The organism is Bacillus sp. Je.9.29.b (assembly GCF_051129925.1).
GTDB lineage: Bacteria > Bacillota > Bacilli > Bacillales > Bacillaceae > Bacillus > Bacillus safensis.
Genome location: NZ_JBCPSO010000006.1, coordinates 226032 through 249435 on the forward strand (window position 1 = coordinate 226032; position 23404 = coordinate 249435).

The following is a 23404-nucleotide window of genomic DNA, read 5'->3' on the forward strand; positions in this document are numbered from 1 at the left end:
TTATATTAACTATTTTGAAGTCGGCGTTTATTTTCAAACCATGGACGCATTTTCACAAAAATGAGGCTAAACACGATGGTAATGATGATTCCTTTAATAAAGTTAAATGGTAAGATCCCTGCTGTAATGGTCGTCTTGAGCGCATGATCAGATAGTTCTGGCGCGTTTAAGAACCATGTGTAAGCTGGCAGGAATAAGAAGTAATTTAAAATACTCATCATCACAGTCATAAGCAATGTACCCGCGATCATAGACCATGCCATCCCTTTTGCTGATTTGATTTTTTTGAACATAAAGGCGACTGGCAAGATAAATAATGTGCCTGCAATGAAGTTCGCGACTTGCCCAACAGGAACACCGGACATACTGCCTTGAATGAGGTAATGCAGTACATTTTTTAATGCCTCAACAGCAATCCCTGCACCCGGTCCATAAATTAAAATCGCAATAATCGCCGGGATATCACTGAAATCAATTTTCAAATACGCTGGAAGACCCGGGAAAGGAAAATCCAATAAAATTAACACAAACGAAATACTGCTGAGCATACTGGTAACAACTAAACGCTTTACTTTACTTTGATTCAATATTCTCTCTCCTTTTCGATCAAATCTTTCGAAAAGAGGATTGTTCCATTTTAGCCACAAAAAAACCGCCCTTGAAAACAGGAGCGGGGAAATTGGGCTAGACAAATAAACGTGTGAACATCAATGTTTTCAACGTTTACGAACCTCCATCTTCTCCCATCCAGACTATACTGTCGGCTTCGGAATCACACCGAATCCTGCCAAAAAGGCTCGCGGGCTTAGAGACTATGCTCATCACCGCCGGTAGGGAATTACACCCTGCCCCGAAGATTGATCATTATTCAATTCGACATCATTATATATGATATATGAGCATTTGTACAGATAAAAATCCTGAGCAAATTCATCAGTTTTAAGAAATCGTAAAAAACACAAAAATTATAATGACAAATGCGCAAAAATTGGTTATCTTTTGTTTAAAGGTGTTCATTCTTTATAAAGACACAAAGAAATGTTCGTGTTTTCTTTTTCACTTTACTGCTTTAATTTGATTGACACAGTGAAAAGGAATATGGTAAATTATCAGATATTTATGACGTTTATTTTAGGAGGAAATCTTACGATGTTTCGAGTATTAGTCTCAGATAAGATGAGCAATGATGGTCTTCTACCACTTTTAGAATCAGATTTTGTTGAAATTGTCCAAAAAAATGTAGCAGAAGCAGAAGATGAATTACACACGTTTGATGCCTTACTTGTCAGAAGTGCCACGAAAGTAACGAAAGAGCTTTATGAAAAAATGACTTCATTAAAAATTGTCGGCCGTGCTGGTGTGGGAGTAGACAATATTGACATTGATGAAGCGACCAAGCATGGCGTCATTGTAATCAATGCACCAAACGGTAATACGATCTCGACAGCTGAGCATACGTTTGCTATGATTTCATCACTTATGCGTCATATTCCGCAGGCCAATATTTCTGTCAAATCAAAAGAATGGAACAGAGGTGCTTATGTTGGTGCTGAGCTTTACGGAAAATCTCTTGGGATTGTCGGCTTAGGCAGAATCGGAAGTGAAATCGCCCAGCGTGCAAGAGCATTTGGCATGACAGTCAACGTGTTTGACCCATTTCTCACAAAGGAACGTGCAGAAAAAATTGGCGTCAATGCGAAATCACTTGATGAAGTACTCGAAGTATCAGATATTATTACTGTACATACGCCATTAACAAAAGAAACACGAGGACTTCTCAATAAAGAAACGATTGCAAAAACGAAAAAAGGTGTTCGCCTTGTAAACTGTGCGCGCGGCGGCATTATTGACGAAGCTGACCTTCTTGAGGCACTTGAAAGCGGCCATGTTGCGGGAGCTGCACTCGATGTATTCGAGGTAGAACCGCCAACTGATAATCCGCTTGTGGATCATCCACACGTCATTGCAACTCCGCATCTTGGTGCCTCTACAAAAGAAGCACAATTAAATGTAGCGGCGCAAGTATCTGAAGAAGTCCTTCAATTTGCTAAAGGCCTTCCTGTCATGTCATCTATTAATCTACCAGCGATGACAAAAGACGAGTTTAAAAAGATTCAGCCTTATCATCAATTTGCAGGAAAACTTGGACGTCTTGTCTCTCAATCCATGAGAGAACCTGTAAAAGAAGTAGGCATTTCTTACGAAGGCTCTATTTCAAAACTCGAAACATCCTTTATCACAAAGAGTCTCCTGTCAGGGTTTTTAAAAGAGCGTGTTGATTCGACTGTGAATGAAGTAAATGCTGGAATGGTCGCAAAAGAACGAGGCATTAGCTTTAGTGAAAAAATTTCTTCCAGCGAATCTGGTTACGAAAACAGTATTTCTATTGAAGTCAAAGGTGATCTTTCAACCTTTACTCTAAAAGCGACTTACATCCCGCATTTAGGGGAACGCGTTGTTTCTATTAATGGCTTTAATATTGATTTTTACCCAGATGGACACCTTGTCTACATCCAGCATACAGATGCACCTGGTGTGATTGGAAAGGTTGGACAGATTTTAGGCGACCATGATGTCAACATCGCAACAATGCAGGTGGGACGTAAAGAAAAAGGCGGCGAAGCCATTATGATGCTTTCTTTCGACAAGCATCTTGAGGACGAAATTGTGAAAAAATTAACTGAAGTGCAGGATATTCTTTCTGTCCGCCTGATTGATCTATAAAAAACTGTGATAAACCTCATGCTTTTGCATGAGGTTTATTTTGTTGAAACCATTAAACGGTCTCCTGTTCGAATGAGGTGAGTGGTCAGCTCATTGATCTTTTTCAACTGTTCCACAGTCATTTCATGCGCCTTTGCTATCGACCAAAGGGTATCCCCTTGTTTAATGACATATGTATTTTTTTCATGTCCATTTACATGAAGAGCCGGCTCTTGGAAACGTTCTACAGCAATCATTTTGAGCGGATCTATTGCATCCTTTTTGCTGACTGACCAATTTCCACGATGTACCTCAAAATGCAAATGAGTGCCTCTGGAGGCTCCTGTGTTGCCAATTATGCCAATCGGCTGTCCCGCTTGTACATGGTCACCCTTTTTCACAAAACGCTCGTGTAAATGAGCATAGACGGTTTCATATCCGTTTGGATGCTGAATAAATACAACTTCTCCATATGTAGCCGATACATACGAACGCGTGACCACACCTTCACTTGCAGCAAAAATGGATTCTCCTTCTGGCGCAGCTATATCTAATCCCTTATGCGAGCCGCCCCTTGTCCCAAACAAGTCAGTGACTTCTCCTTTCACTGGTTCCACCCATTCGGTTGTCTTCTGCGCATGGGCAAATGGCGCTAAGATCAAGAGCAAAAAACAGCTGGCACCTATGAAGCAATACCTTTTCATCAGTGACTCCCCTTCTTTGAGGTTCTTTTCATGACAGCTTAGTATACAGCAAGAAGACCATTTTCTATACATCAAAAAAGAACGCAATGAAATGCTTGCGTCCTTTAACGTTCTTTTATGACAACTGGATTCGGCAGAGCCGGTACCTCTATTGGTTCATTTAATTCATATGGTCCTACTTGATCTGTTCCTGCATATTGAATGGTGACATCTGTAAAACCAAAATCTTTCGCTGTGAGCAGCAGACCTTCAATGAGTAGAGTATGATTAATTGAGTCCGATAATTGTGCTGATGCTCCAAACGTGATGGTTACATGCTTACCTTTTGATGTCACTTCTTTAATGGGTTCTTCTTTAATTAATGGTTCAAGTCCAGAATCACTCGTGCGTTTCATGGCCTCTACCGCTTCTTCATAAGTAGAATAATGTGTTTTTGAGGGCACCAAAAAAGTCCCGCTCTTATTTTCTAGCACGTAATAAGCTTTCCTCGTTTGTTTATCAATTGATATCGTGCCAAAGCTGCTAGTCCCTAATTGAAGATGAGAGCCTTTGACTGACCTGACCTCCACTTGTTTATATCTGCTCCATTTGAGCGTTTCTTTTACCATATCTTTAAATCGATTGGCTTCCTTTATCGTATCAAGGGACAAATCATTTTTTAACTGAAAAACAAGTGTATTCCCATTTTCACGAAGATCCACCATCTCAAGATATGATTGAAGAGGCTTTGTCATTTCAGGCAGCTGCACCTGTTCATATGTGTTCATCATTTCCTGCAAATGGCCATGTTCATTCTCTTTTTCAATACTAATAGGAACCACTTGAGATGTCGATTCATCTATGTATGCAACCGTCATATACTTTTGCTTGTCTTCATGAGAAACAACGTGTGTGGTACCATTTGCCTGTTTGACCGGCTCTAATGTGGCATTTGCCTGTCCTTTGTCAGCACTTGATTCCATTTTCATCTGTTTATGCTGTTCTTGAGCAGCCGGCTGAAATAAATGAGGAGAAATTAAAAACGCCATAAATAAAACCACAACGGTTGCCACCGCTGGACCGATCCATTTGACACTTTTCTTTTTCTTCCCGCTTGCCATCAGCACCTGCTGGTATATCTGCTTAGATGAACGGTTGTCCTCCACCTTTGGAAGCTGACTTAGTAACACCTTGATTCGTTCTTCGCTCCAATCGGACCTGTTCGTTTTCATTCACTAGCTCCTCCTTCAAAAGCTCCATATGTTTTCGGAGCACTTTCAGGCCTCGGTGCTGCGTTGTTTTGACTTTGCTTTCCGAGAACTTTAGCGCCTTTGCCGTCTCCATGATTGAGTAGCCCTGGATAAACCTTAAAATGATGACAGCTCTTTGATCAATCGTGCAGTGATCAAGCGCGGCATAAATTTCTTTAGTATTTTCATCCTGTACAGCCAGTTCGTCTGGGAGCAAGTCTGGGTCTTTTACATCCTGCTTATCCCAATCAAACGTGCCGAGTACCCGTTGTCTTATGGTTTGCTGCTTGCGAAACCAGTCAATCGCTACATGCCTTGCAATTGAAAACAGCCATGTTTTCTCGCTGCTTCTTCCTTCAAAAGTTTTATATGAGTGAAGTACCCGAATGTAAACCTCCTGTACGAGATCCTCTGCCTGATTTTTATCTTTAACCATATAAAATAAAAACTGGTACAAATCTTGATGGTACGAATCATATATTTTTTGAAAGGTTTCATGCATAGGAAACCCCTCCGTTCACTTATTTTTGTCGAGTGACTCTTATAAAACGTTACATTACAACTTTATGACAAATATATTACAAGTTCGACAGTTTGGAAAGGGCTTTTTGTTTAACTTCTCCTTAAAAATTTGAAAATAGAAAAAACACTTCATTTTCTTTACGAAAAGAAGTGTTTCTCATGTAACAAGATTCTTCGTCAAGATTAGACGAGTTCCTGCTTTTTTCTCGGAATATAGAATGTGAAGTGTGTACCTGCACCCGCTTTGCTATGAGCATGTATAGAGCCTTGATGCGCCTCGACGATGTTCTTCACAATCGCAAGGCCAAGTCCAGTACCAGAACGTCCTCTTGTCCTTGCTTTATCGGCTTTATAGAAGCGTTCGAAAATAAACGGCAGATCCTCTTCCGGAATTCCGCTCCCCGAATCTTTTACATCCATTTTCAGTCCGTTCTCCACCGATTGAACCGAGAAGTGAACCTCGCCGCCCTCTGGTGTATGACGAATGGCATTATCAATGAGATTCGTAAACACTTGCTCAATCTTATCTGGATCGAATACAAAGTTCGGTTCATCCACTTGAATATCATACGTAAGGTCGATTTGTTTTTCTTTCGCAATCCCGAGAAACTTACGGTAGATCTTCTCAGTCAACTCTTCCGTATCTGTTGATTCAAGATTCAGTGTAATATGACCTGCTTCCATTCTCGCTAGATCTAGAAGATCATTTACAAGTCGTCCCATTCGAAGTGATTCATCATAGATAATTTGCGCAATCTCTTTCTTTTCCTCTTCTGATCCTGCAATATCATCTACAATCGCCTCACTGTACCCTTGCAGCATGGCAATTGGCGTACGAAGTTCATGACTGACATTGGCAATGAAGTCTTTTCTCAGCTTATCAAGTCTTCGTTCCTCTGTCATATCACGAAGGACCGCAACTGCTCCCCTGACATCCTGCTGATTATACAGCGGAGACATGAGAAGAACCCAGGTACGCCCTTGCAGCGTAACTTCGATCATTTGCTCTTTTTCTGTGCTGACAGCTGTATGAAATAGCTCGCGCGCTTCTGGCGGCAGTTCATCTCCATCTTTGATCTTCATATTTTGCTCGTAATACCATGCCTGTAAAAATCGTTCTGCTGGAGGATTTGTCATCAAGATCGTTCCATCAATATTGATGGTGATGACGCCATCAGCCATACTGCTTAAAATATTAGATAAATGTTCTTTTTCTTGATTTAAGGCTGTGATATGGAATTTAAGCTGCTTCCCCATTTGATTAAAGGCGATCGCCAGTTCTCCAATTTCATCTTGCGTTAAAATAGGAATCTTTGTATCAAATTTCCCTTTCGCCAAATCTTGTGCACCCTCTCTCATCTTTCTGAGAGGATAGGTGACACGTGTTGACAAGAAGAAAGCGAATATAGTGGTCAGTACAATCGCAATTCCGGCGGCTAAAAAGATGTAGCGTGTCGTATGTTTCGTTGTTTGTTCTACAGCGAGGAGTGATTGAGAAAGAAAGACCATGCCTTTTTTTCCGTTCGCCTCATATGGAACACCGACTACAATCCGTTCATCTTTTCGATTGCCTGCATCAGGTTCTGCACGTTTACTGATTTTTTTACGATCTTGCAGTGCTTGATTTAAATCGCTGTCTGCTTCAATTTGTTTCTTTGTAATCGCAGGAAGCTTGCCGTCTTTTTCAGACGAATACCACTCTAGCCCGTCCTCTTGGATGATCGCAATACTCGTCAATTTGTCAGCGAGCTCTGATGTAATCGACCTTGCAAGCGATTGATCCTCATGGCTTTCTAAAATGACCGCTACTTTGTTTGCCATTTGTGTTAAATCAGATTTTGCTTCTTCTACATGATAATTCTCAATGAACTCTAAAAGAAGCACAGTTAAAATAGATAAAACGATCAGGACGAGGAAAAGAATGGTTAACCATAGCTTTCCTACAACACTTTTCCACAGTTTCATTCAGCGCCGACCTCAAATTTGTACCCGACACCCCATACAGTTACGATTTTTTTCGCTGCTTCTGGTGACACTTTATTCAGTTTTTCACGAAGTCGTTTGACATGAGTATCAACTGTTCGTAAGTCTCCAAAGAATTCATATTGCCATACTTCTTTTAGCAGCTTTTCTCTGTCATAGACCTTATCTGGTGTTTTTGCAAGGAAATATAAAAGCTCATATTCCTTCGGCGTGAGGCTAACTTCTTTGCCATCAGCCGTCACTCTATGTGCATCATGGTCAATAGAAAGATGAGAAAACACAAGAACATCCTTTGTTGTTGTCCCAGTATTCAAATAAGACGTTTGAGACGATCTTCTGAGCAATGCCTTTACACGTAAAACCACTTCACGCGGGCTGAAAGGTTTGACGATGTAGTCATCCGTTCCTGCCTCAAATCCTTGAACGCGGTTGGCTTCTTCTCCTTTTGCCGTCAGCATAATGATTGGAGTCGCTTTTTTGTCTCGAATTTGATTACACACTTCGATTCCATCTGTACCAGGCATCATTAAATCGAGCAAAATGAGGTCGTAATCGGTTTGAAGCCCTTTTTGAATCGCCTCATCTCCATTTTCCGCTTCATCGATTTCATAATTTTCACGTTCTAAATACATTTTTAAAAGGCGGCGAATTCTTGCCTCATCATCTACGACTAATATTTTCGTTTGAGTTGTGTGTTCCATTAGACAGTCCTCCTGCTTTCTCCGTTGTTACATTCATTTTAACAAAAAGCCGAATTGAATCATAAAAGTTGGCTTTTCCTTGTGATTATGCGTAAGAATGAAGCCCAGCAATGACAAGGTTGACAAAGATGAGATTAAACATAATAATGGCGAAGCCGATCACAGCAAGCCAAGCGGACTTTTCACCATGCCAGCCTCGCGACAAGCGAAGATGAAGATAGGCAGCATAAAAGAGAAACGTAATCAATGCCCATACTTCCTTCGGGTCCCACCCCCAAAACCTAGTCCATGCAATTTGCGCCCAGATCATAGCAAAGATCAGCCCGCCTAACGCAAATACTGGGAAACCAATCGAAACCGCCCTATACCCAATTTCATCAACTAAATCTAGGTTCACCTGTTTCACTAGCGGTTGAAGCAGTGCGCTCAGTCGTTTGCGAATGATCAATCGAATGAGTCCGTATATGATCAGCCCTACGCCAAATGACCATAACACCGTATTGACCTTTCTACCTGAAAAAACAGGCGGCAGCTCAACAAACGGTTCCAAACGATCTTCCGTCACAAGCTCCCCTTTATGAGGTCCGACAAGAGCTGGCAGCTCATAGACCATCTCACTTTTTTCTTTATTTTTATCGATCCAATTAAATGTCGCTTCATATCCTGTCATTCTAAAGATAGACGTAACAGCGATAAATGCAAGTGTGACCACAATCATAAACATGACAAGCTCTAAACCAAACGTCTTCTTCCCTGGCTTTGTTTGATCCACATGCTTTAATAGAAAGATGACACCTGCCACAAAGCTGATGGCTAAAATGGCTTGGCCAAGTGCTGCTGTTGTCACGTGAATATAAAGCCAATTACTTTGAAGTGAAGGAATCAGCGGTGAAATATCTGATGGGAACATACTTGCATAGGCAATAATCAATAAAGCGATTGGAAGTGTGAATAAACCAAGTACAGACACTTGATACACAAAATATAAAATGATGAATGCAAGCACCAGCATCATGCCAAAAGCCGTTGTGAACTCAAACAAATTACTGACTGGTGCATGACCAGATGCGATCCATCTTGAAATAAAATAGCCCAACTGGCTCAAAAAACCGATGATGGTAAGCGTAATGCCAATGAGTGCCGCCTTATTCCTGCGCGGTCCTTCTTCTTTCTTTTTTCCCTTAATGGCACCACCAAAAAAAGGAACTGCCGCTAAATAAAATAGAAAAGCTGCAAATAACAGATTTTCACTGACTGCCGCCATCTAATCCTTCCCCCTTGCTTTTGCTGATACTTGTTGTATCAGGCAGCTCTTTTTGATCAACTGGCTGTTTGATGCCACTGCCGTGCAGTAACACACCAAGATCGGACTTTAAGCCGAACCAGTTTTTGTTTGTATGTCCTGCCACCAATACTTTTCCATCCTTTGCCGACAGCCAGATTCTTCTATGCTGCCAATACATCCCCTGCACGACACCAATCATGAAGATGATTCCGCCTACTATGAGCACGCCAAGTGTTAAATCCTTTCTCACTGTTAACCCTGTGACGTTTTTCGTTTCGACCCGATCAAACTTCATTTTATATAGATTGTTATCAGAACCCTCTACTGTCTCTTGAATGGCGACAAAGCTTTTTTCACCTTTAGGTTTTTCAGGAGAAATCATTTCAAACACGAAAGCAGGATTATTCGGATTTCTTGTTTTCGTACTTGGCGTTCCATCATCGTCAAAATAAAAATCAGGCAGATAGCTCATCACCTTGACTTTGTAACCGCTACCAAGATCATATTCTGACTTAGGCTCCAGCAGATTAATCTTCACTGTACCGAAAGATTTTTCTGTATCTTTACGAATCAGCTGAAAGACCATTTGATCGAGCTCATTTTGCTTAAAATCCACTTGATATAATGAGAAGTTGTCAAACTTGAGCGGTTCATTCACTTTGATATCGTGTTCTGTTACCTGCTTCAGCTTGGGCTTTTCACCAAATACAACTTCTCCTTCACGTTTGTATAAGATGGCATCCGTTTTATAGCTTTTCACCACTTGACCATCGCCAGCTTTTTCAATGGCATTCTCAAACACTTCTTTTTCATTTCCAGTTTCATAGCGATCAATTGAAAACGCATTATTTTTCAAGAAGTATTGACCATCCGTACCTGGAATTGGTGCAGTTTCCCCTTCTCTGACCCACAGCGTTTCATCCACGTACATACCCGGGACAAACCGGAGCATCGCTCCAATGAGAAAGATGATTAGTCCAATGTGATTGACGTAAGGTCCCCAGCGTGAAAAACGTCCTTTTTCGGCTAAAATATGCCCATTTTCTTCTCGCACGCGGTAACGCTTTTGTTTCATTGCTCTTATGATGCCTTCATATGTATGCTGATCTAATGTTTTGTCTGTCTCGCTAAACAGACGCTGTCTTCTCATAAAGCCTTCTTTTTTGATAACCCCTTGGTTTTTGAGTGCTCGATAAAGAGGAATAACACGGTCGAGACTGCAAATAACAAGGGAGATTCCGATAGATGCGACAAGAGCTAAAAACCACCAAGAATTATAAAGATCATGGAATCCAAGTGTGTAATACAGCTTGCCAAACGATCCATATTGCTCTTCATAATACGTGGAAGCAGATGCACCTGGCGGAATAAATCGCTCCTGCGGAAAAATCGTTCCAAGCGAAGAAGCGAGCAGTGTAATGACAATCAGCCACACACCCACTTTAACGGAAGAAAAAAAGTTCCATACTTTATCAACAATCGTTTTGTTGTATGTTTGCGAGCGTCTTGCACTGCCGTCATATCTCATATCAAGCAGCTTTGAAGAGTTTTTCTCTTTAGCCGCAATGGGATTCCCGCATGATTCACATAGAACAGTACCGATTGGATTAATATGTCCACACTCGCACTTTACCTCTTTCATTCTATGACCCCTTTGGTTTAATCAAATTCATATATTCATAGACATTACGTTCTGTCATCGTTCCTTTTATGACTTTGATTACCTTGCCTTCAGGATTGATTAAAAATGTGGTTGGCAGCGGCGTAATATCATATGCCTCTGTCACTTGACGATCTTTGTCCATGGCAACAGGAAAATTCACGCCATAGGATTCCATAAAATTTTTCACGGCAATCTTGGATTCCGCAACATTGACTGCAACAATTTCCACACCGCGATCCTTGAACACTTCATATTGATTCGCCATATAAGGAAATTCTTGTTTACACGGACCACACCATGTACCCCAAAAATTAAGAAAGACACCTTTGCCTTTTAAGTCCTTTAACTCAATCCGATCCCCATCGACAGATTGAAGGACAAAGTTTGGCGCAATAGATCCTTCTTTGACTCGATCCTGTTTGGCAAATACTGAGTTATACATTGTATAACATAGTGCCGCAAGCATCACGAGGAGAATGCCCGTCCGTATGAAAAACCGTCTTTTTTTCATCTGAAGTACCCCTTCCCCATAGACATTCAGGTAAATTATAGCATTCTCCTTCTTTTGATGCTTCTTCATTTTTTGAAGTTTATGTGAAAATTAAAAAGCGCTTTTCCCATGATCGGCAATTGCTCTCAGGCGCTTTACTTCATGCGGAGACAATTCTCTGCGGTCTCCTGGTCTCATTCCTTCAATATGAAGGAACGAATATTGCTCCCTTTTTAGCTTTAACACATCATGTCCAATCGCTTCAAACATGCGGCGCACCTGTCTGTTTCTGCCTTCGTGAATGGTTAATTGAACAATACAAGTTTGCTTTCGTTTATCAATAGAAAGCATTTTCGCACGAGCAGGTGCTGTTTTTTTATGATCTAACATGATCCCTTTTTCTAGCTTTCTAAGCAGTTCCTTTGATGGAATGCCTTTTAGCTTCGCTGCATACGTTTTATCAATTTCGTATTTCGGGTGCATGAGCTTATGGGCAAATTCCCCATCATTTGTAATCAAAATCAAACCGCTCGTATCATAATCTAACCGGCCGATTGGGTAAAGACGCTGCGGGACATCATCAAAGAAATCTGTGACGACCTTGCGTCCTTTATCATCCTCGGCAGCCGAAATGACGCCGCGCGGTTTATAAAGCATAAAGTAAACCGGTTCTTCTCTTTCAAGCTTTAATCCATTGACTTCAATTTTATCTGAAGAGCCCACCTTCACTCCGAGCTCTGTCACTGTTTGACCATTAACGGTAACTCGTCCTTCTTTAATTAATTCTTCAGCCTTTCGTCTTGAAGCGACGCCGGCATGTGCAATTACTTTCTGTAAACGTTCCATTTGTCTTTCACCTCATGTACTATCTTACTTGCTTGACTTAAAACAAACAAGCATTCGTGGAAAAATAAGCGTTTCGTCTGTCTAATTTCAGCTAAAAAGCGATTTTCCATCCATGAAATACAAAAAAGCGCCTGATTAGGCGCCGCTAAATAACAAACTGACGATAATCACAGAGGCAATGACACCAATGAGATCTGCTAACAAACCTACTTTCAGCGCATCTCCCATTTTTTTAATCCCGACTGCTCCAAAATAGACCGTTAAAATGTAAAGGGTGGTGTCTGTTGACCCTTGCATGACAGCTGCAAGCTGGCCAATAAAAGAATCTGGGCCATACGTCGCTATCAAGTCTGATGTCATTCCAAGTGCAGCCGTTCCTGATATCGGGCGAATAAACGCAAGCGGCACCACTTCTGGCGGGAAACCAATCGCTGTAAAGACTGGTTTTAATAGTCCCATAACAAAATCAAGCGCACCTGACGCACGGAATATCGTAATGGCTACAAGCATTCCGACTAAATAAGGAATGATTGAAAAGGCAATTTGAATGCCCTCTTTTCCTCCCTCTACAAATGTTTCATAGGTTGGTACCTTTTTAATGGTTCCAGCAATCAAAATCCCTGCGATGATCAGTGGAATCAAAGCAAGTGACAGCCAGTTAATAAATGCCACAAGATCACCCCCGCCTGCTTCTGCGATAGTGGAAATAACGATCGATGATGATTGCACCGATTCCTGAAATGAGTGTTGCTAAAATGGTTGGCCCTACAATGTCTGTTGGCTGATCTGCCCCATAGGTCATTCTTATTGCAATGACGGTTGTTGGCACAAGTGTGATAGAGGATGTGTTGACCGCTAGAAATGTAATCATAGAACGGCTTGCTTCATTTTTTCCGCCGTTTAATGCTTTCATCTGCTCCATCGCCTTAATTCCAAGCGGTGTAGCGGCATTCCCGAGACCAAAGAAATTCGCCATGAGATTGGACAAAATATACCCCATTGCAGGATGATTAGGCGGAATATCCGGGAATAGCTTTGAAATAAAGGGCCGGCACAATTTACTAAAGAAATTTAACAGCCCTGCCTCTTCGGCAATCTTCATGAGCCCGAGCCAAAAAACGAGGACACTAATCAAACCAATTGAAATAGTAACCGCTTCTTTTGAGCCTTTAAATACAGCCTCGTTCACTTCCTGCATCGTTCCATTAAACATCGCATAGACAAGACCGATGACAGTGAGAAATACCCAAATTAGATTGACCATGAAGATCCGCCTATAGATGTCTGAAAGACAGACTTAAACATTTCTTGAAAGCTTTTTTGAGGCATGCGATTTCGTTTATTTTCATAAAAAATCGGTAACTGCTCGATCACCTGTCCATCTAACAAAATCGTCATTTTTCCTACAACATCTGGGATGGCTTCGGCGTTTTTTTTCCACTTCTTTTTAGGAGCGAGCATTTCCGTTTCAATTTTGACAAGTTTTTTCTCATCTTCATTTAAAAAATAGTCCACATCACGCTTGATAAACGCTTTTTTTTCGTAAAAGGTCCCTTTTAACGAAGCAAGCCTTCCTTTTTCAGCAAGCACATACGTTTTATAGTGATCAAATGCATATTCAAACATAGAAATATGATCCTTCCAGTCGTCAGGTGCATTAATGGTCACAGCGATCAGCTGAGCATCATTCTTTGCAGCGGTGGAGACAAGTGTTCGTTTTGCAAGTTTTGTATATCCTGTTTTCCCTCCGGTGGAATATTCGTATAAACCGGTGAGCAGCTTGTTTTTATTTTTCCAATAGCCTTCCATTGTCTTCGCTTTATAGAAAGTTGTACCGGCAATTTTTTGATATTGTTTATGCTTCATTGCGTATTTTGTTAGGATCGCCATGTCATAGGCTGATGAATAATGATTTTTATGATCATCGAGTCCGTGCGGATTTTGAAAATTCGTATTCTCCATTCCTAGTTCAGCCGCCTTTTGATTCATCATAAAAATAAAGCCTTCTAAGCTGCCGCCAACATGCTCTGCAATGGCAACAGCTGCATCATTTCCAGAACGCAGCATGAGCCCGTATGTCAAATCTTCTAAGCTCACCTTCTGCCCTTCCTTTAAATAAATGGATGACCCCTCCGCCCCAATCGCACGTTTTGATACTTTGACGGTATCTTTCATTTTTCCTGATTCAATGGCTAATACAGCCGTCATGATTTTTGTTATACTGGCGATTCTTCTTTTTTCGTGCTCGTCCTTTCCAAATAGGACTCTGCCTGACTGTCCATCTATTAAAATGGCGCTTCTTGCACTCACTGATAATGAAATGTCTGCTTTGGCATGTGAGGAAAAAGGCAGTAAGAGTGTAAATAGAAGAAGGACTGCTGTTCCAATTTTTAAATAGGGCATGTTCATTCACGTCCTTGTCCGTTTTGTACAAGTGTATGCTCAGCTGAAAAAGTTATGATGCCTCGTCCATAAAAAAAGCGCCTCTACATGTAGAGACGCTTCTTCAAGTTGCTTATACCATTTTCACTTGCTGATGAGAAGTCGTATATTCGAGCTCTTCTCTCATCGCTAAAAAGTCTTTTTCTAATGAAAAAAACAATTGTTTCATATCAGCGGATACTTCATGGTGAAAAACAATGCTGCTTTTTCCTGTATAGGCCGAACGGCTGTCTTCATACCATGTATCCTTTTTAGGCGTGAAAAATTCTTCAATACATTGATGATAAATACGGTGGAGCATCTGCTGTGCGGCTTGCTGCGGGAATGTCTGCTGCTGACCCATTTTCCTGCAAACTGCTGCTGCATCCTCGCTGTACACTGCAAGCTTCCGTAATGTACTCAATATGTCACAATAATAGGCTTCCGCTTCGGGGTTTAATCGTTTCAAGCTTGATAAGGTGGTTTCGTTCAGAAAACCATTCATTTCAATTGCAACCTTTGATAAAAAGGCGCCTGCTTGATCAACTTGAGCCTTTACATTCATATGTGCCATTTGTTTCGTGTTTACCTTCCCCTCATGGCTTTGTCACCATTTTATCTGTCATCAAAAGATTTTAGACCTAAAATCTTTTTTATATTTTATCATACATTTTTCATTCTTTTGAACTATTTTATGTCTTCAAATGTTTGATTGAAGTTTTCAAAAAATAGATCGGCCTCTTCTTGTACTCCATCTGCTTCCACATTCTCTGGAAGCGGCGGTAATTCATCTAAGGCTTTTAAGCCAAATTGCTCTAAAAAGGTAGGGGTTGTCCCATAAAGAATCGCTCGTCCCGGACCATCGGCACGTCCTACTTCACAGAGCAGCGCTTTGGCTACTAAGCTATGAAGTACCCGCTCTGATTTGACTCCTCTAATCTCCTCTACCTCACTGCGTGTAATCGGCTGTTTATAAGAAACAATGGCAAGCACCTCCAGCGCTGCCTGCGACAAACCCTTGGATGGTGTCTCGACTAATTTTTTTAAGTACATGCTGTATTCTTTTTTCGTCAGCAGCATATATGAATCTGCATATTCAATGAGCTCAATCCCTCGTTCTTGTTTTTGATATTCTTCCTTTACGGAAGACATAATGTCGAGTAATACCGACTCATCTATTTCAAGAACAGACATGAGCTGTTTTCTTGTTAAGCCTTCGTCACCTGCTGCATACAGCAGCGCTTCTAAGATGGCTTTCCAATTCACGATATCAAGCGTCATGAATCGTTTCACTCCCTATGATATAAATGTCTTCAAAGTTCCCTTCCTGCTCTAGCATGATTTGATGACTTTTCATCAATTCGAGAACAGCAAGAAACGTCACGACAAGGTGTTCCTTTTGATCATGTTGAAATAGAGTCATGAAATTGGTCCGCTTTTTTGTTTTTCTTAAATGGTTCATAATCTCATTCATTTTGTCTTCAATCGGGATTTCTTGTCTTGTAATCTTTGATGGTGCTGGTTTCGTTATTTTCTTTCGATTTAATACCTTTTGGAACGCACCTAACATATCATACACCGTTACGTGTAAATTTGTGTCCTTCGCTTCTGATTCTTTTGCAAATTCGCTTAAATCACTCGGTGGTTTTGTAAAGGCATTTTGCCTTTCTTCTTCGCGTTCCTTTAGTTCTTGTGCTGCATTTTTATACTTGCGGTATTCAATCAATTTGCCAATCAGCTCTTCTCGAGGGTCTTCTTCCTCTTCGAGCAGGTCTTCATCAAACAGCTCTTCCTCTTGTTTCGGAAGAAGCATTCTGCTTTTAATACTCAGGAGGGTTGCAGCCATGACCAAATATTCACTCGCAACATCGAGCTCAAGCTCCCTCATCGTGTGGACATATAATAAATACTGCTCCGTTATTTTAGCGACGGGAATATCATAAATATCAATTTCCAACCGGTTAATTAAATGTAACAGCAAGTCCAAAGGACCCTCGAACGAATCTATTTTCACCTGATATTCCAGCATCTTTTTCTCACCATTTCTACTGTCTTCTAAGTACCGTTTCACCGGCTAACCTTTAGTATAAGACAGGATAAAGCTCTCGTCCAATATAATTTCGGCCAAAATGCCTTAGGCAAATCAAGAAAAACAGTGGATCCGCCCATACCAATAAGGGCATTTATACATAGAATACCATTGTAATCAGAACTGATGAAAAAGGAGGCCGTATCATTATGGGAGATGGCTATAACTTCGGCGGAGGATTCGCGCTAATTGTCGTGCTTTTCATCTTGCTGATCATCGTTGGCGCGGCTTGGGTTTATTAAAGAAACAGAGCGTCCTTTTCACTAAAGGGACGCTCTTTCTTCTTTTCTTTTCGATATGTTAGACTGAGAGTGGAAAAGGAGATGACCGCTGTGTATCCTGAAGCGTACGTGGCTTTTTTACACGAATTTCATACGACAAGAGATTATTTTGAGTGTCATGAAATTTTAGAGGAATATTGGAAAGAAGATCCCCCTGAGCAGCGCAAAGAATATTGGGTCGGGCTCATTCAGCTCGCAGTTGCCTTGTATCATCAAAGACGGGGAAATGGAAAAGGAGCAAAACGGCTCATTTCTAACAGTCTTCATTTGTTAGAAGCAAACCGTTCAGTATTATCGAATCTCGGTCTGGATGATGAGGCATTTCTGATGCTTCTGAGAACGCTGAAAAAGAAAATGGATGAAGATTTGCCCTATGAAAGTGTGATGCTGCCAATCAAAGATGAAGCACTTCTTTCTTTATGCCAAGAAATGGCCCAAAAAGAAGGACTGCTCTTTGGACAGGAAAGCAACTTATCCCATACATTTTTAATCGAAAAACATAGACTCCGTGACCGGACAGAAGTTTTGCTGGAACGAAAAAAGCAGATTGAACGTAAAAAAAGCAGAGGACTGTAGCCTCTGCTTTTACATGTGTGATATTTAATTTGATTCGCTGTGACACTTATGAAAGAAGCCTTGCGTTAATTCATTTGGAATGAGTGTTTTGGTTTTAAATATTTCTTCCACGGCTAAAACCATTTCCTTGCCGATTCCTTGATCACGATGGGATGGATTCACACTAATATGCTCAATTTGTACTTGGTCGTCTGTTTTCAACACACCAATAGCACCTACAATATCCTCGCCATCTTTCCATAGGAACAGCTGCCGATCTTCATCCATTTCATATGACTTCATCGTCTGCTGAAGCTGTTTGACGTCTTTCTCACCCGGCATAAAGGACAGAAGTCCCATGGCAATTTTTTCAAAAGACCTCTTGTAACGAATTAACATATATACCCCTCAATATTCAAATTATCCTAATTTCCAGCAAATGTCTTATGATTCATTTGCTCATCACACATTATAAACATTTTTATACCGTTTTTAAACTCTTTTTCACTAAATTAAGAGAACGTTCGATTGAGATTCGCCATTTCAATAGCAGCTGCAGCCGATTCGCTGCCTTTATTTCCTGCTTTTGTACCAGCTCTTTCAATGGCTTGTTCAATAGATTCTGTTGTGAGTACACCAAAGATAATCGGTACCCCTGTTGACATAGCACTCTGAGCAATTCCTTTAGCAGCTTCATTACAAACGTAATCATAGTGAGTCGTTGCGCCTCTGATCACGGTTCCAAGTGTGATGACTGCATCATATTTTTTGGTTTCTGCTAATTTTTTTGCCATGTACGGGATTTCAAAAGCGCCTGGTACCCACACAACATCGATATCATCACCATTTGCTCCGTGTCTGAGTAATGTATCTTCTGCTCCATCTAACAGTTTACTTGTAATAAAATCATTGAATCTCGCTACAACGATTGCAAATTTTAGTCCTTCTGCTACTACATGACCTTGTATTGTATTCATATGTTGATCATCCTTTTTTGTGATTTTTATTTTGTTTCAATAGCGGCTGTTCGATTGTTGTTTAAATATGTCTGTAATGCTTCGATAGTCAGCATCTTTAAATCATGCTGTTTTTGGATCTCCTTTAGTTCAGGGACGCGCGCCATTGATCCATCTACATTCATAATTTCACATATGACACCCGCTGGCTCTGAGCCTGCCAGTTTAGCAAGATCAACTGCCGCCTCTGTATGACCTGGTCTTTCTAGTACGCCGCCCTCTTTTGCAATAAGCGGAAAAACATGTCCTGGACGGGCAAATTCGTCTGGTTTTGCGTCTTTATTTAACATGGCCAGCATGGTCGTGGAGCGCTCAAAAGCACTAATACCAGTTGTCGTTGTCACATGGTCGATGCTTACTGTAAATGCTGTATGGTGTGCATCCGTATTATGTTCAACCATTGGATGCAGATTCAGTTGTTTGGCAATCGACGCATGAACTGGCGTACAAATGAGGCCTCTTCCATGTAAAGCCATGAAGTTAATCACCCTAGGCGTGGCATACTCAGCAAGTGCCACAAAGTCTCCTTCATTTTCTCTGTCTTCATCATCCACTACGATAATGATTTCTCCTTGTTTAAGGGCATTTACTGCCTCATCAACGGAATGATACATACAATCGCCTCCTAGAATCCGTGCTCTTTTAGAAATGATGGGGTCAATCGAGATGGCTGTTTTTCGCTCTGCTCTTTTGTTAAAAAACGATAAATGTATTTACCGATCATGTCACACTCTATATTCACGATATCCCCCATAGATTTAGTCGGGAAAATAGTTCCTTCAAGCGTGTGAGGAATAATAGAGACTGTGACATGTGAATCTCGCAAATCGAAAATGGTCAAGCTGACACCATCTATTGCGATCGAACCCTTTTGGGTGAGCATATCTGTGAGGGTCTTGTTCATCTTTAAATCATAGTAAATGGCATTACTCTTCTTTTCTATCCGGGTAATGACAGCCGTTCCATCAACATGGCCTGAGACAAAATGGCCGCCAAATCGTCCATTTGAGGACATGGCTCGCTCTAAATTCACTGGACTGCCTTGTGTCAGCTGATCCAGCGATGTCGCTTTGACCGTCTCTGGCATCACATCTGCCGTAAACTGTTCTTTTGTGAAGCTTGTGACTGTGAGACATACTCCATTAATGGCGATACTGTCTCCGAGTTGAACATCTTCCAGCACACGGCTGCATGTAATGACAATTTCCATGGCATCTGCTGACTTTTTACTTATTGACTGAACGGTGCCAACTTCTTCAATTATCCCCGTAAACATGTGATCCTCCCTTTCGTTTCATTTGTATTTCTCACTTTTAAAAAAAGCGATGTTAGGGACATGTGATCGATTGAGCACCTTCGTCGCTTTTTATGGTCCATACAAGGTAGATGAGGGATCACCTAATAAACACTGCATGCAGTCTATTAACGACAAAATCATACAGAAAGCCCCGGAAAAAATTCCGGGGCTGTGGTTTTTTTGCATCAGAAATAAGACTATGATCAACAAATATTTTTCGTTCATAGCTTTCTTTATCCTTCTCCCATCCAGACTTTCACTGTCGGCTTCAGCTTTTCACTGAATCAACCGTTAATAAATTAACGGGTCACGGGCTGTAAAGCATTTGCTTTATTACCGTCGGTCGGGATTTTCACCCTGCCCCGAAGGATACAATCGATATTTAGCTGTCCTTAGGGGCTATTATAGCGATCCTTGTTGTCAAATGCAACAATCAAGATTTCTTCACAAAAAAAGTCTCCTTATAGGAAAGGAGACATGTCAATTTACGACTTTTACTACTTTTATCAGTCCATCTATTCTTTTTTCATTACTAAAGTAGGCTTTAATACGATCGCCTTTTTTCAGATCGGCCACATCATCTTCAAATTTCTTACCATTAAAAATGATTTTTGTGCCATTCTTCGCTTGACCGTAATATTCATCTCCATCAATTTTCGTAATGGTATATTCATAGATGGTGTAATCTTTATCATTATTTGTTAAGCTTTCGCCAATAGCTGTTGGCACATCTTCAATTTTCATGCCATTCATGTATAAATAACCTGCGCCTAAACAAAGCAGTAAAACAAATAAGATCGCAATTTTTAATTTAATTTTCCCCATATTTAGAACCTCCATCATCTGCACTTCGCCTATTTGTATGTTTTATTCCTTCTTTTATTGAAATAAAACCAAAAAAGCTGATTTTCATTAATGGTTACTTATATAACGATTCAGATGGCCCTTTGGTTCCACCTCTTAATCATTACATATGATACGAATATGCGTTCTTTATTAAGGGGGTCTTTTTCCTATTTATTAGTTCGTAACACACCATACTGCAAGCTTTTCATTATATTCTTTTTTCGAGTGCGAATAAGTCTTCCTCTAACAATTGTGACCGCTGAACAGCGATGCTGCGGCTGTCGCGAACCCCTTGATTATAGTAGTAGCTTCCAAGGTTTTTTGTGATAAATTCTAGTATATTAATGGCTGCTAATTCACCAATCTCTTCTTCTCGTTCTTCGGCAAAGTAACGCTGAATGGCCATCATCATTTGATTTTTCTCTTCTTTTGTGAGTGGTTTCAAAGTATCCCCTTCTTTCTTCATTTGCATCTGGATGTGCTGGCACCCCGCAAATACGAATGTTTGTTCTCCTATCATATCATAAAAATACATTCTGCGCATGACTGCCCTATAAGAAAAAGCGTATTTTGATGTAATGGATCAAATACGCTTTCACTATGCTGTATAATTTTTTCATGGAAGCTGCCATAGCGCGTTGTCCATTTTATTTTAAAATGGACAGGATCGTCGCTACAGAATGATCTACAAATGAACGCTCTGGACGTGACTTCATTAGGACGGTAAGCCCGATGAAAGAAACGACCAGTGTCTGTGCTAAGGCTTTAGCATTCAAGCTGCTTTCAAGCTCACCTGAGCGAATACCTTGCACAATCTTTTCTTCAAATATGACCGAAAGATACATCTGATGCTCTCTTGTCAGAATTTCAAATTTCTCTTCGTGTGGAGCAAGCTCCACTATCGTATTAATGCAAAAACAGCCTTTACTCGGGCCATCTCTATATTCCTCTTCCACTACATCTGTAAATAATGTATGAAATGCTTTCTTTACAGATTGATTGTTTTGAAGTTTTGTTCGAATGCGGGCTGCATGCTGCTTTGTATATTTACGTAATGCAGCCTCAAATAACTCCTCTTTATCTCCAAAGGCTGAGTATAAGCTTGGCCGCTGTATTCCCATTTTTGCAGTCAAATCGCTTAACGTTGTAGCTCTATACCCCTTTTCCCAGAAAAGCACCATTGCATCATCCAACGCTTTTTCCTCATCAAACTCACGCTGCCGAACCATCATCAATTCCTCTTTTCAACAATAAAATCATTTCACCAAAACAATTATTCATTTATTTGTAAGGATATCATTTTTTATTACCAATTAGTACATTATAATTTTATTTTATTTATGTAAAATTGTCAAACTGTCTTTCTTTTTTCAAGATCAACTTAGAATAACTGGATTAAACTCTTGACTTTAAAATATTTTGTTGGTTATCCTTAACAGGAATCATTTTATACCGATCGATATATTATACTTTTTAGTATAAAAAGGAGAGGATGCAATGAATGGTTAAAGATAAAATGACTCCAAGAGATCATCCTGATATGAAAACGGCTCATTTTCGAATAAAACCTCAATCAAAGATGAGTCACTATATGGCACTACTTTTTGCAGCAGCGTGCGGGATGGCTGTTGCAAACATATACTTCGCACAACCGTTACTAGATTCACTGGCAGACGAATTCGGTATCACGTATTCATCCATTGGTATTGTCATTACGATTACTCAGCTTTGTTATGCGGCGGGGCTACTACTGATAGTACCGCTTGGTGATCTGTTGAATCGACGACGGCTCATTATCGGTCAGATGCTTTTATCTGTGCTTGCCCTCATTCTAGTCGGCATCGCTCCTATCGTCACCGTCCTATTTCTAGGATTAGCAGTGGTCGGACTGCTCGCTGTAGTCACTCAGGTACTCGTTGCGTTTGCAGCAAGTTGGGCTGCTCCAGAAGAACGCGGCCGTATAGTCGGCTTGGTGCAAAGTGGAATCGTAACCGGCATTCTTCTCGCTCGAACCTTTGCTGGTGTATTAACCGATTTTGCTGGCTGGAGGTCTGTTTATCTTGTTTCTGCCGTCATCATGCTTATCCTAACTGGCGTATTGTTCCGAGTGCTCCCGCATGATGACAGCAAAAGAGAGTCATTATCCTATGTTCATCTGCTTCGTTCATTGTTTATATTGTTCATACAAGAACGAATCCTGCGCATCCGTGGGATTTTGGCTCTTCTGATTTTTATCGTCTTTGGTACGTTATGGACTTCACTCGTACTGCCTCTCAGTACTGCGCCATACTCTCTTTCACATACTGCAATTGGCGCATTTGGTCTTGCTGGAGCAGCCGGAGCGTTAGGGGCTGTTCGGGCTGGCAGCCTTGCTGATCGAGGTTTTGGACAGTTCACAACTGGTATAGCTCTTGTCCTATTATTCATTTCATGGTTTTTCATCAGTTTGACTGAACATTCACTTATTGCATTAGTCATTGGCATTATCATTCTTGACCTATCTGTGCAGGCAGTTCATGTGACCAATCAGAGTATGATTTTTACAGTACGGGCTGAGGCGAGAAGCCGGCTTACTGCGGCTTACATGATTTTTTACTCCATCGGCAGTGCGACCGGCTCAATTGTTTCAACCAGTATATACGCGACCTATGGCTGGGGCGGAGTATGTCTCTTTGGTGCCTCTATCAGCGCTTTAGCCATTTTGTACTGGTTCATCACCTACCGCCTAACGAAACAAATCACAGTAGGTTCACAAACAAAATAAAAAACACCG

26 protein-coding genes, 1 pseudogene and 2 riboswitches are annotated in these 23404 nt (G+C 40.8%); of the genes and pseudogenes, 4 read left to right on the forward strand and 23 right to left on the reverse strand.

Annotation, left to right across the window (positions count from 1 at the left end):
* Nucleotides 1–5: 5 nt before the first annotated feature.
* On the reverse strand, nt 6–587 hold the full coding sequence (locus tag AAZR19_RS14105) for an ECF transporter S component (RefSeq protein ID WP_041109656.1): 582 nt from the start codon (nt 585–587) through the stop codon (nt 6–8).
* A gap of 144 nt (nt 588–731) precedes the next feature.
* Nucleotides 732–862, reverse strand: a riboswitch (FMN riboswitch).
* A gap of 287 nt (nt 863–1149) precedes the next feature.
* Here AAZR19_RS14105 and serA point away from each other — a divergent pair.
* Nucleotides 1150–2724, forward strand: coding sequence for a phosphoglycerate dehydrogenase (gene serA / locus AAZR19_RS14110; RefSeq protein WP_024422834.1), 1575 nt, complete (start codon nt 1150–1152; stop codon nt 2722–2724).
* A 35-nt stretch (nt 2725–2759) separates the two neighbouring features.
* On the opposite strand, the gene AAZR19_RS14115 is transcribed toward serA, so the two are convergent.
* From AAZR19_RS14115 to AAZR19_RS14185, 15 genes are all read right to left on the reverse strand, one after another.
* A complete protein-coding gene (locus tag AAZR19_RS14115) occupies nt 2760–3407 on the reverse strand; it encodes a M23 family metallopeptidase (protein ID WP_226014589.1) in 648 nt (215 codons plus the stop codon).
* A 104-nt stretch (nt 3408–3511) separates the two neighbouring features.
* A complete protein-coding gene (locus AAZR19_RS14120) occupies nt 3512–4618 on the reverse strand; it encodes a sigma X negative regulator (protein ID WP_076841004.1) in 1107 nt (368 codons plus the stop codon).
* A complete protein-coding gene (sigX, locus tag AAZR19_RS14125; protein ID WP_024422837.1) occupies nt 4530–5138 on the reverse strand; it encodes an RNA polymerase sigma factor SigX in 609 nt (202 codons plus the stop codon). Before sigX ends, AAZR19_RS14120 begins: the two co-directional genes overlap by 89 nt.
* 203 nt (nt 5139–5341) lie before the next feature.
* On the reverse strand, nt 5342–7123 hold the full coding sequence (locus tag AAZR19_RS14130; protein ID WP_041109660.1) for an ATP-binding protein: 1782 nt from the start codon (nt 7121–7123) through the stop codon (nt 5342–5344).
* Nucleotides 7120–7842 (reverse strand): response regulator transcription factor, encoded by a 723-nt coding sequence (locus AAZR19_RS14135; RefSeq protein WP_003215596.1) that lies wholly within the window; start codon nt 7840–7842, stop codon nt 7120–7122. The genes AAZR19_RS14130 and AAZR19_RS14135 overlap by 4 nt, the downstream gene beginning before the upstream one ends.
* An 85-nt stretch (nt 7843–7927) precedes the next feature.
* Nucleotides 7928–9106 (reverse strand): c-type cytochrome biogenesis protein CcsB, encoded by a 1179-nt coding sequence (gene ccsB, locus AAZR19_RS14140; protein ID WP_024428071.1) that lies wholly within the window; start codon nt 9104–9106, stop codon nt 7928–7930.
* Nucleotides 9090–10769, reverse strand: coding sequence for a cytochrome c biogenesis protein ResB (resB, locus tag AAZR19_RS14145; RefSeq protein ID WP_034280384.1), 1680 nt, complete (start codon nt 10767–10769; stop codon nt 9090–9092). Before resB ends, ccsB begins: the two co-directional genes overlap by 17 nt.
* Before the next feature lies 1 nt (nt 10770).
* On the reverse strand, nt 10771–11301 hold the full coding sequence (resA, locus tag AAZR19_RS14150; protein WP_041085967.1) for a thiol-disulfide oxidoreductase ResA: 531 nt from the start codon (nt 11299–11301) through the stop codon (nt 10771–10773).
* Nucleotides 11302–11391: 90 nt separating this feature from the next.
* The gene (rluB, locus tag AAZR19_RS14155) at nt 11392–12126 is read right to left on the reverse strand and encodes a 23S rRNA pseudouridine(2605) synthase RluB (RefSeq protein ID WP_024422842.1); all 735 of its coding nucleotides are present in this window, start codon (nt 12124–12126) and stop codon (nt 11392–11394) included.
* A 135-nt stretch (nt 12127–12261) separates the two neighbouring features.
* Nucleotides 12262–12798 (reverse strand): spore maturation protein, encoded by a 537-nt coding sequence (locus AAZR19_RS14160; RefSeq protein ID WP_024422843.1) that lies wholly within the window; start codon nt 12796–12798, stop codon nt 12262–12264.
* A 4-nt stretch (nt 12799–12802) separates the two neighbouring features.
* Nucleotides 12803–13390: a nucleoside recognition domain-containing protein gene (locus AAZR19_RS14165; RefSeq protein WP_024422844.1), complete on the reverse strand. Its 588-nt coding sequence runs from the start codon at nt 13388–13390 to the stop codon at nt 12803–12805.
* On the reverse strand, nt 13378–14529 hold the full coding sequence (locus AAZR19_RS14170) for a D-alanyl-D-alanine carboxypeptidase family protein (protein ID WP_041109663.1): 1152 nt from the start codon (nt 14527–14529) through the stop codon (nt 13378–13380). The genes AAZR19_RS14165 and AAZR19_RS14170 overlap by 13 nt, the downstream gene beginning before the upstream one ends.
* A 112-nt stretch (nt 14530–14641) precedes the next feature.
* The gene (locus AAZR19_RS14175) at nt 14642–15121 is read right to left on the reverse strand and encodes a YpuI family protein (RefSeq protein ID WP_434703546.1); all 480 of its coding nucleotides are present in this window, start codon (nt 15119–15121) and stop codon (nt 14642–14644) included.
* 113 nt (nt 15122–15234) lie between these two features.
* Nucleotides 15235–15828 carry an SMC-Scp complex subunit ScpB gene (gene scpB / locus AAZR19_RS14180; RefSeq protein ID WP_056767184.1) on the reverse strand — a complete coding sequence of 198 codons (594 nt, stop codon included), beginning with the start codon at nt 15826–15828 and terminating at the stop codon, nt 15235–15237.
* A complete protein-coding gene (locus AAZR19_RS14185) occupies nt 15818–16576 on the reverse strand; it encodes a segregation/condensation protein A (protein WP_024422848.1) in 759 nt (252 codons plus the stop codon). The genes scpB and AAZR19_RS14185 overlap by 11 nt, the downstream gene beginning before the upstream one ends.
* 209 nt (nt 16577–16785) lie before the next feature.
* Here AAZR19_RS14185 and AAZR19_RS14190 point away from each other — a divergent pair, with 209 nt between their 5' ends.
* Together AAZR19_RS14190 and AAZR19_RS14195 are read left to right on the forward strand one after the other, a co-directional pair.
* Nucleotides 16786–16878, forward strand: coding sequence for a YjcZ family sporulation protein (locus tag AAZR19_RS14190; RefSeq protein WP_012010430.1), 93 nt, complete (start codon nt 16786–16788; stop codon nt 16876–16878).
* 90 nt (nt 16879–16968) lie between these two features.
* A complete protein-coding gene (locus tag AAZR19_RS14195) occupies nt 16969–17493 on the forward strand; it encodes a DUF309 domain-containing protein (RefSeq protein WP_041109664.1) in 525 nt (174 codons plus the stop codon).
* A gap of 24 nt (nt 17494–17517) precedes the next feature.
* Here the strand turns inward: AAZR19_RS14195 and AAZR19_RS14200 are convergent, their stop codons facing one another.
* The 7 genes and pseudogenes from AAZR19_RS14200 to AAZR19_RS14230 form a co-directional block, all read right to left on the reverse strand.
* Complete coding sequence (locus AAZR19_RS14200) at nt 17518–17871, reverse strand: GNAT family N-acetyltransferase (RefSeq protein WP_024422850.1); 354 nt, start codon at nt 17869–17871, stop codon at nt 17518–17520.
* 113 nt (nt 17872–17984) lie between these two features.
* Nucleotides 17985–18449, reverse strand: a complete 465-nt coding sequence (gene ribH, locus AAZR19_RS14205) for a 6,7-dimethyl-8-ribityllumazine synthase (RefSeq protein WP_029706184.1) — start codon at nt 18447–18449, stop codon at nt 17985–17987.
* A gap of 47 nt (nt 18450–18496) precedes the next feature.
* Nucleotides 18497–19102: pseudogene (gene ribB / locus AAZR19_RS14210) on the reverse strand (3,4-dihydroxy-2-butanone-4-phosphate synthase); the annotation flags it as partial.
* Nucleotides 19103–19113: 11 nt separating this feature from the next.
* Nucleotides 19114–19764 carry a riboflavin synthase gene (gene ribE, locus AAZR19_RS14215; RefSeq protein ID WP_041109666.1) on the reverse strand — a complete coding sequence of 217 codons (651 nt, stop codon included), beginning with the start codon at nt 19762–19764 and terminating at the stop codon, nt 19114–19116.
* Between the two features lie 253 nt (nt 19765–20017).
* Nucleotides 20018–20159, reverse strand: a riboswitch (FMN riboswitch).
* A gap of 106 nt (nt 20160–20265) precedes the next feature.
* Nucleotides 20266–20610 (reverse strand): hypothetical protein, encoded by a 345-nt coding sequence (locus AAZR19_RS14220; RefSeq protein WP_008344451.1) that lies wholly within the window; start codon nt 20608–20610, stop codon nt 20266–20268.
* 229 nt (nt 20611–20839) lie between these two features.
* Entirely contained in the window at nt 20840–21076 is a 237-nt protein-coding gene (locus AAZR19_RS14225; protein ID WP_039179646.1) for a DUF2164 domain-containing protein, read from the reverse strand.
* 202 nt (nt 21077–21278) lie between these two features.
* Complete coding sequence (locus AAZR19_RS14230; RefSeq protein ID WP_024428067.1) at nt 21279–21860, reverse strand: TetR/AcrR family transcriptional regulator; 582 nt, start codon at nt 21858–21860, stop codon at nt 21279–21281.
* Between the two features lie 311 nt (nt 21861–22171).
* On the opposite strand from AAZR19_RS14230, the gene AAZR19_RS14235 reads away from it, so the two are divergent.
* Nucleotides 22172–23395: an MFS transporter gene (locus AAZR19_RS14235; protein ID WP_434703575.1), complete on the forward strand. Its 1224-nt coding sequence runs from the start codon at nt 22172–22174 to the stop codon at nt 23393–23395.
* Nucleotides 23396–23404 lie beyond the last annotated feature (9 nt).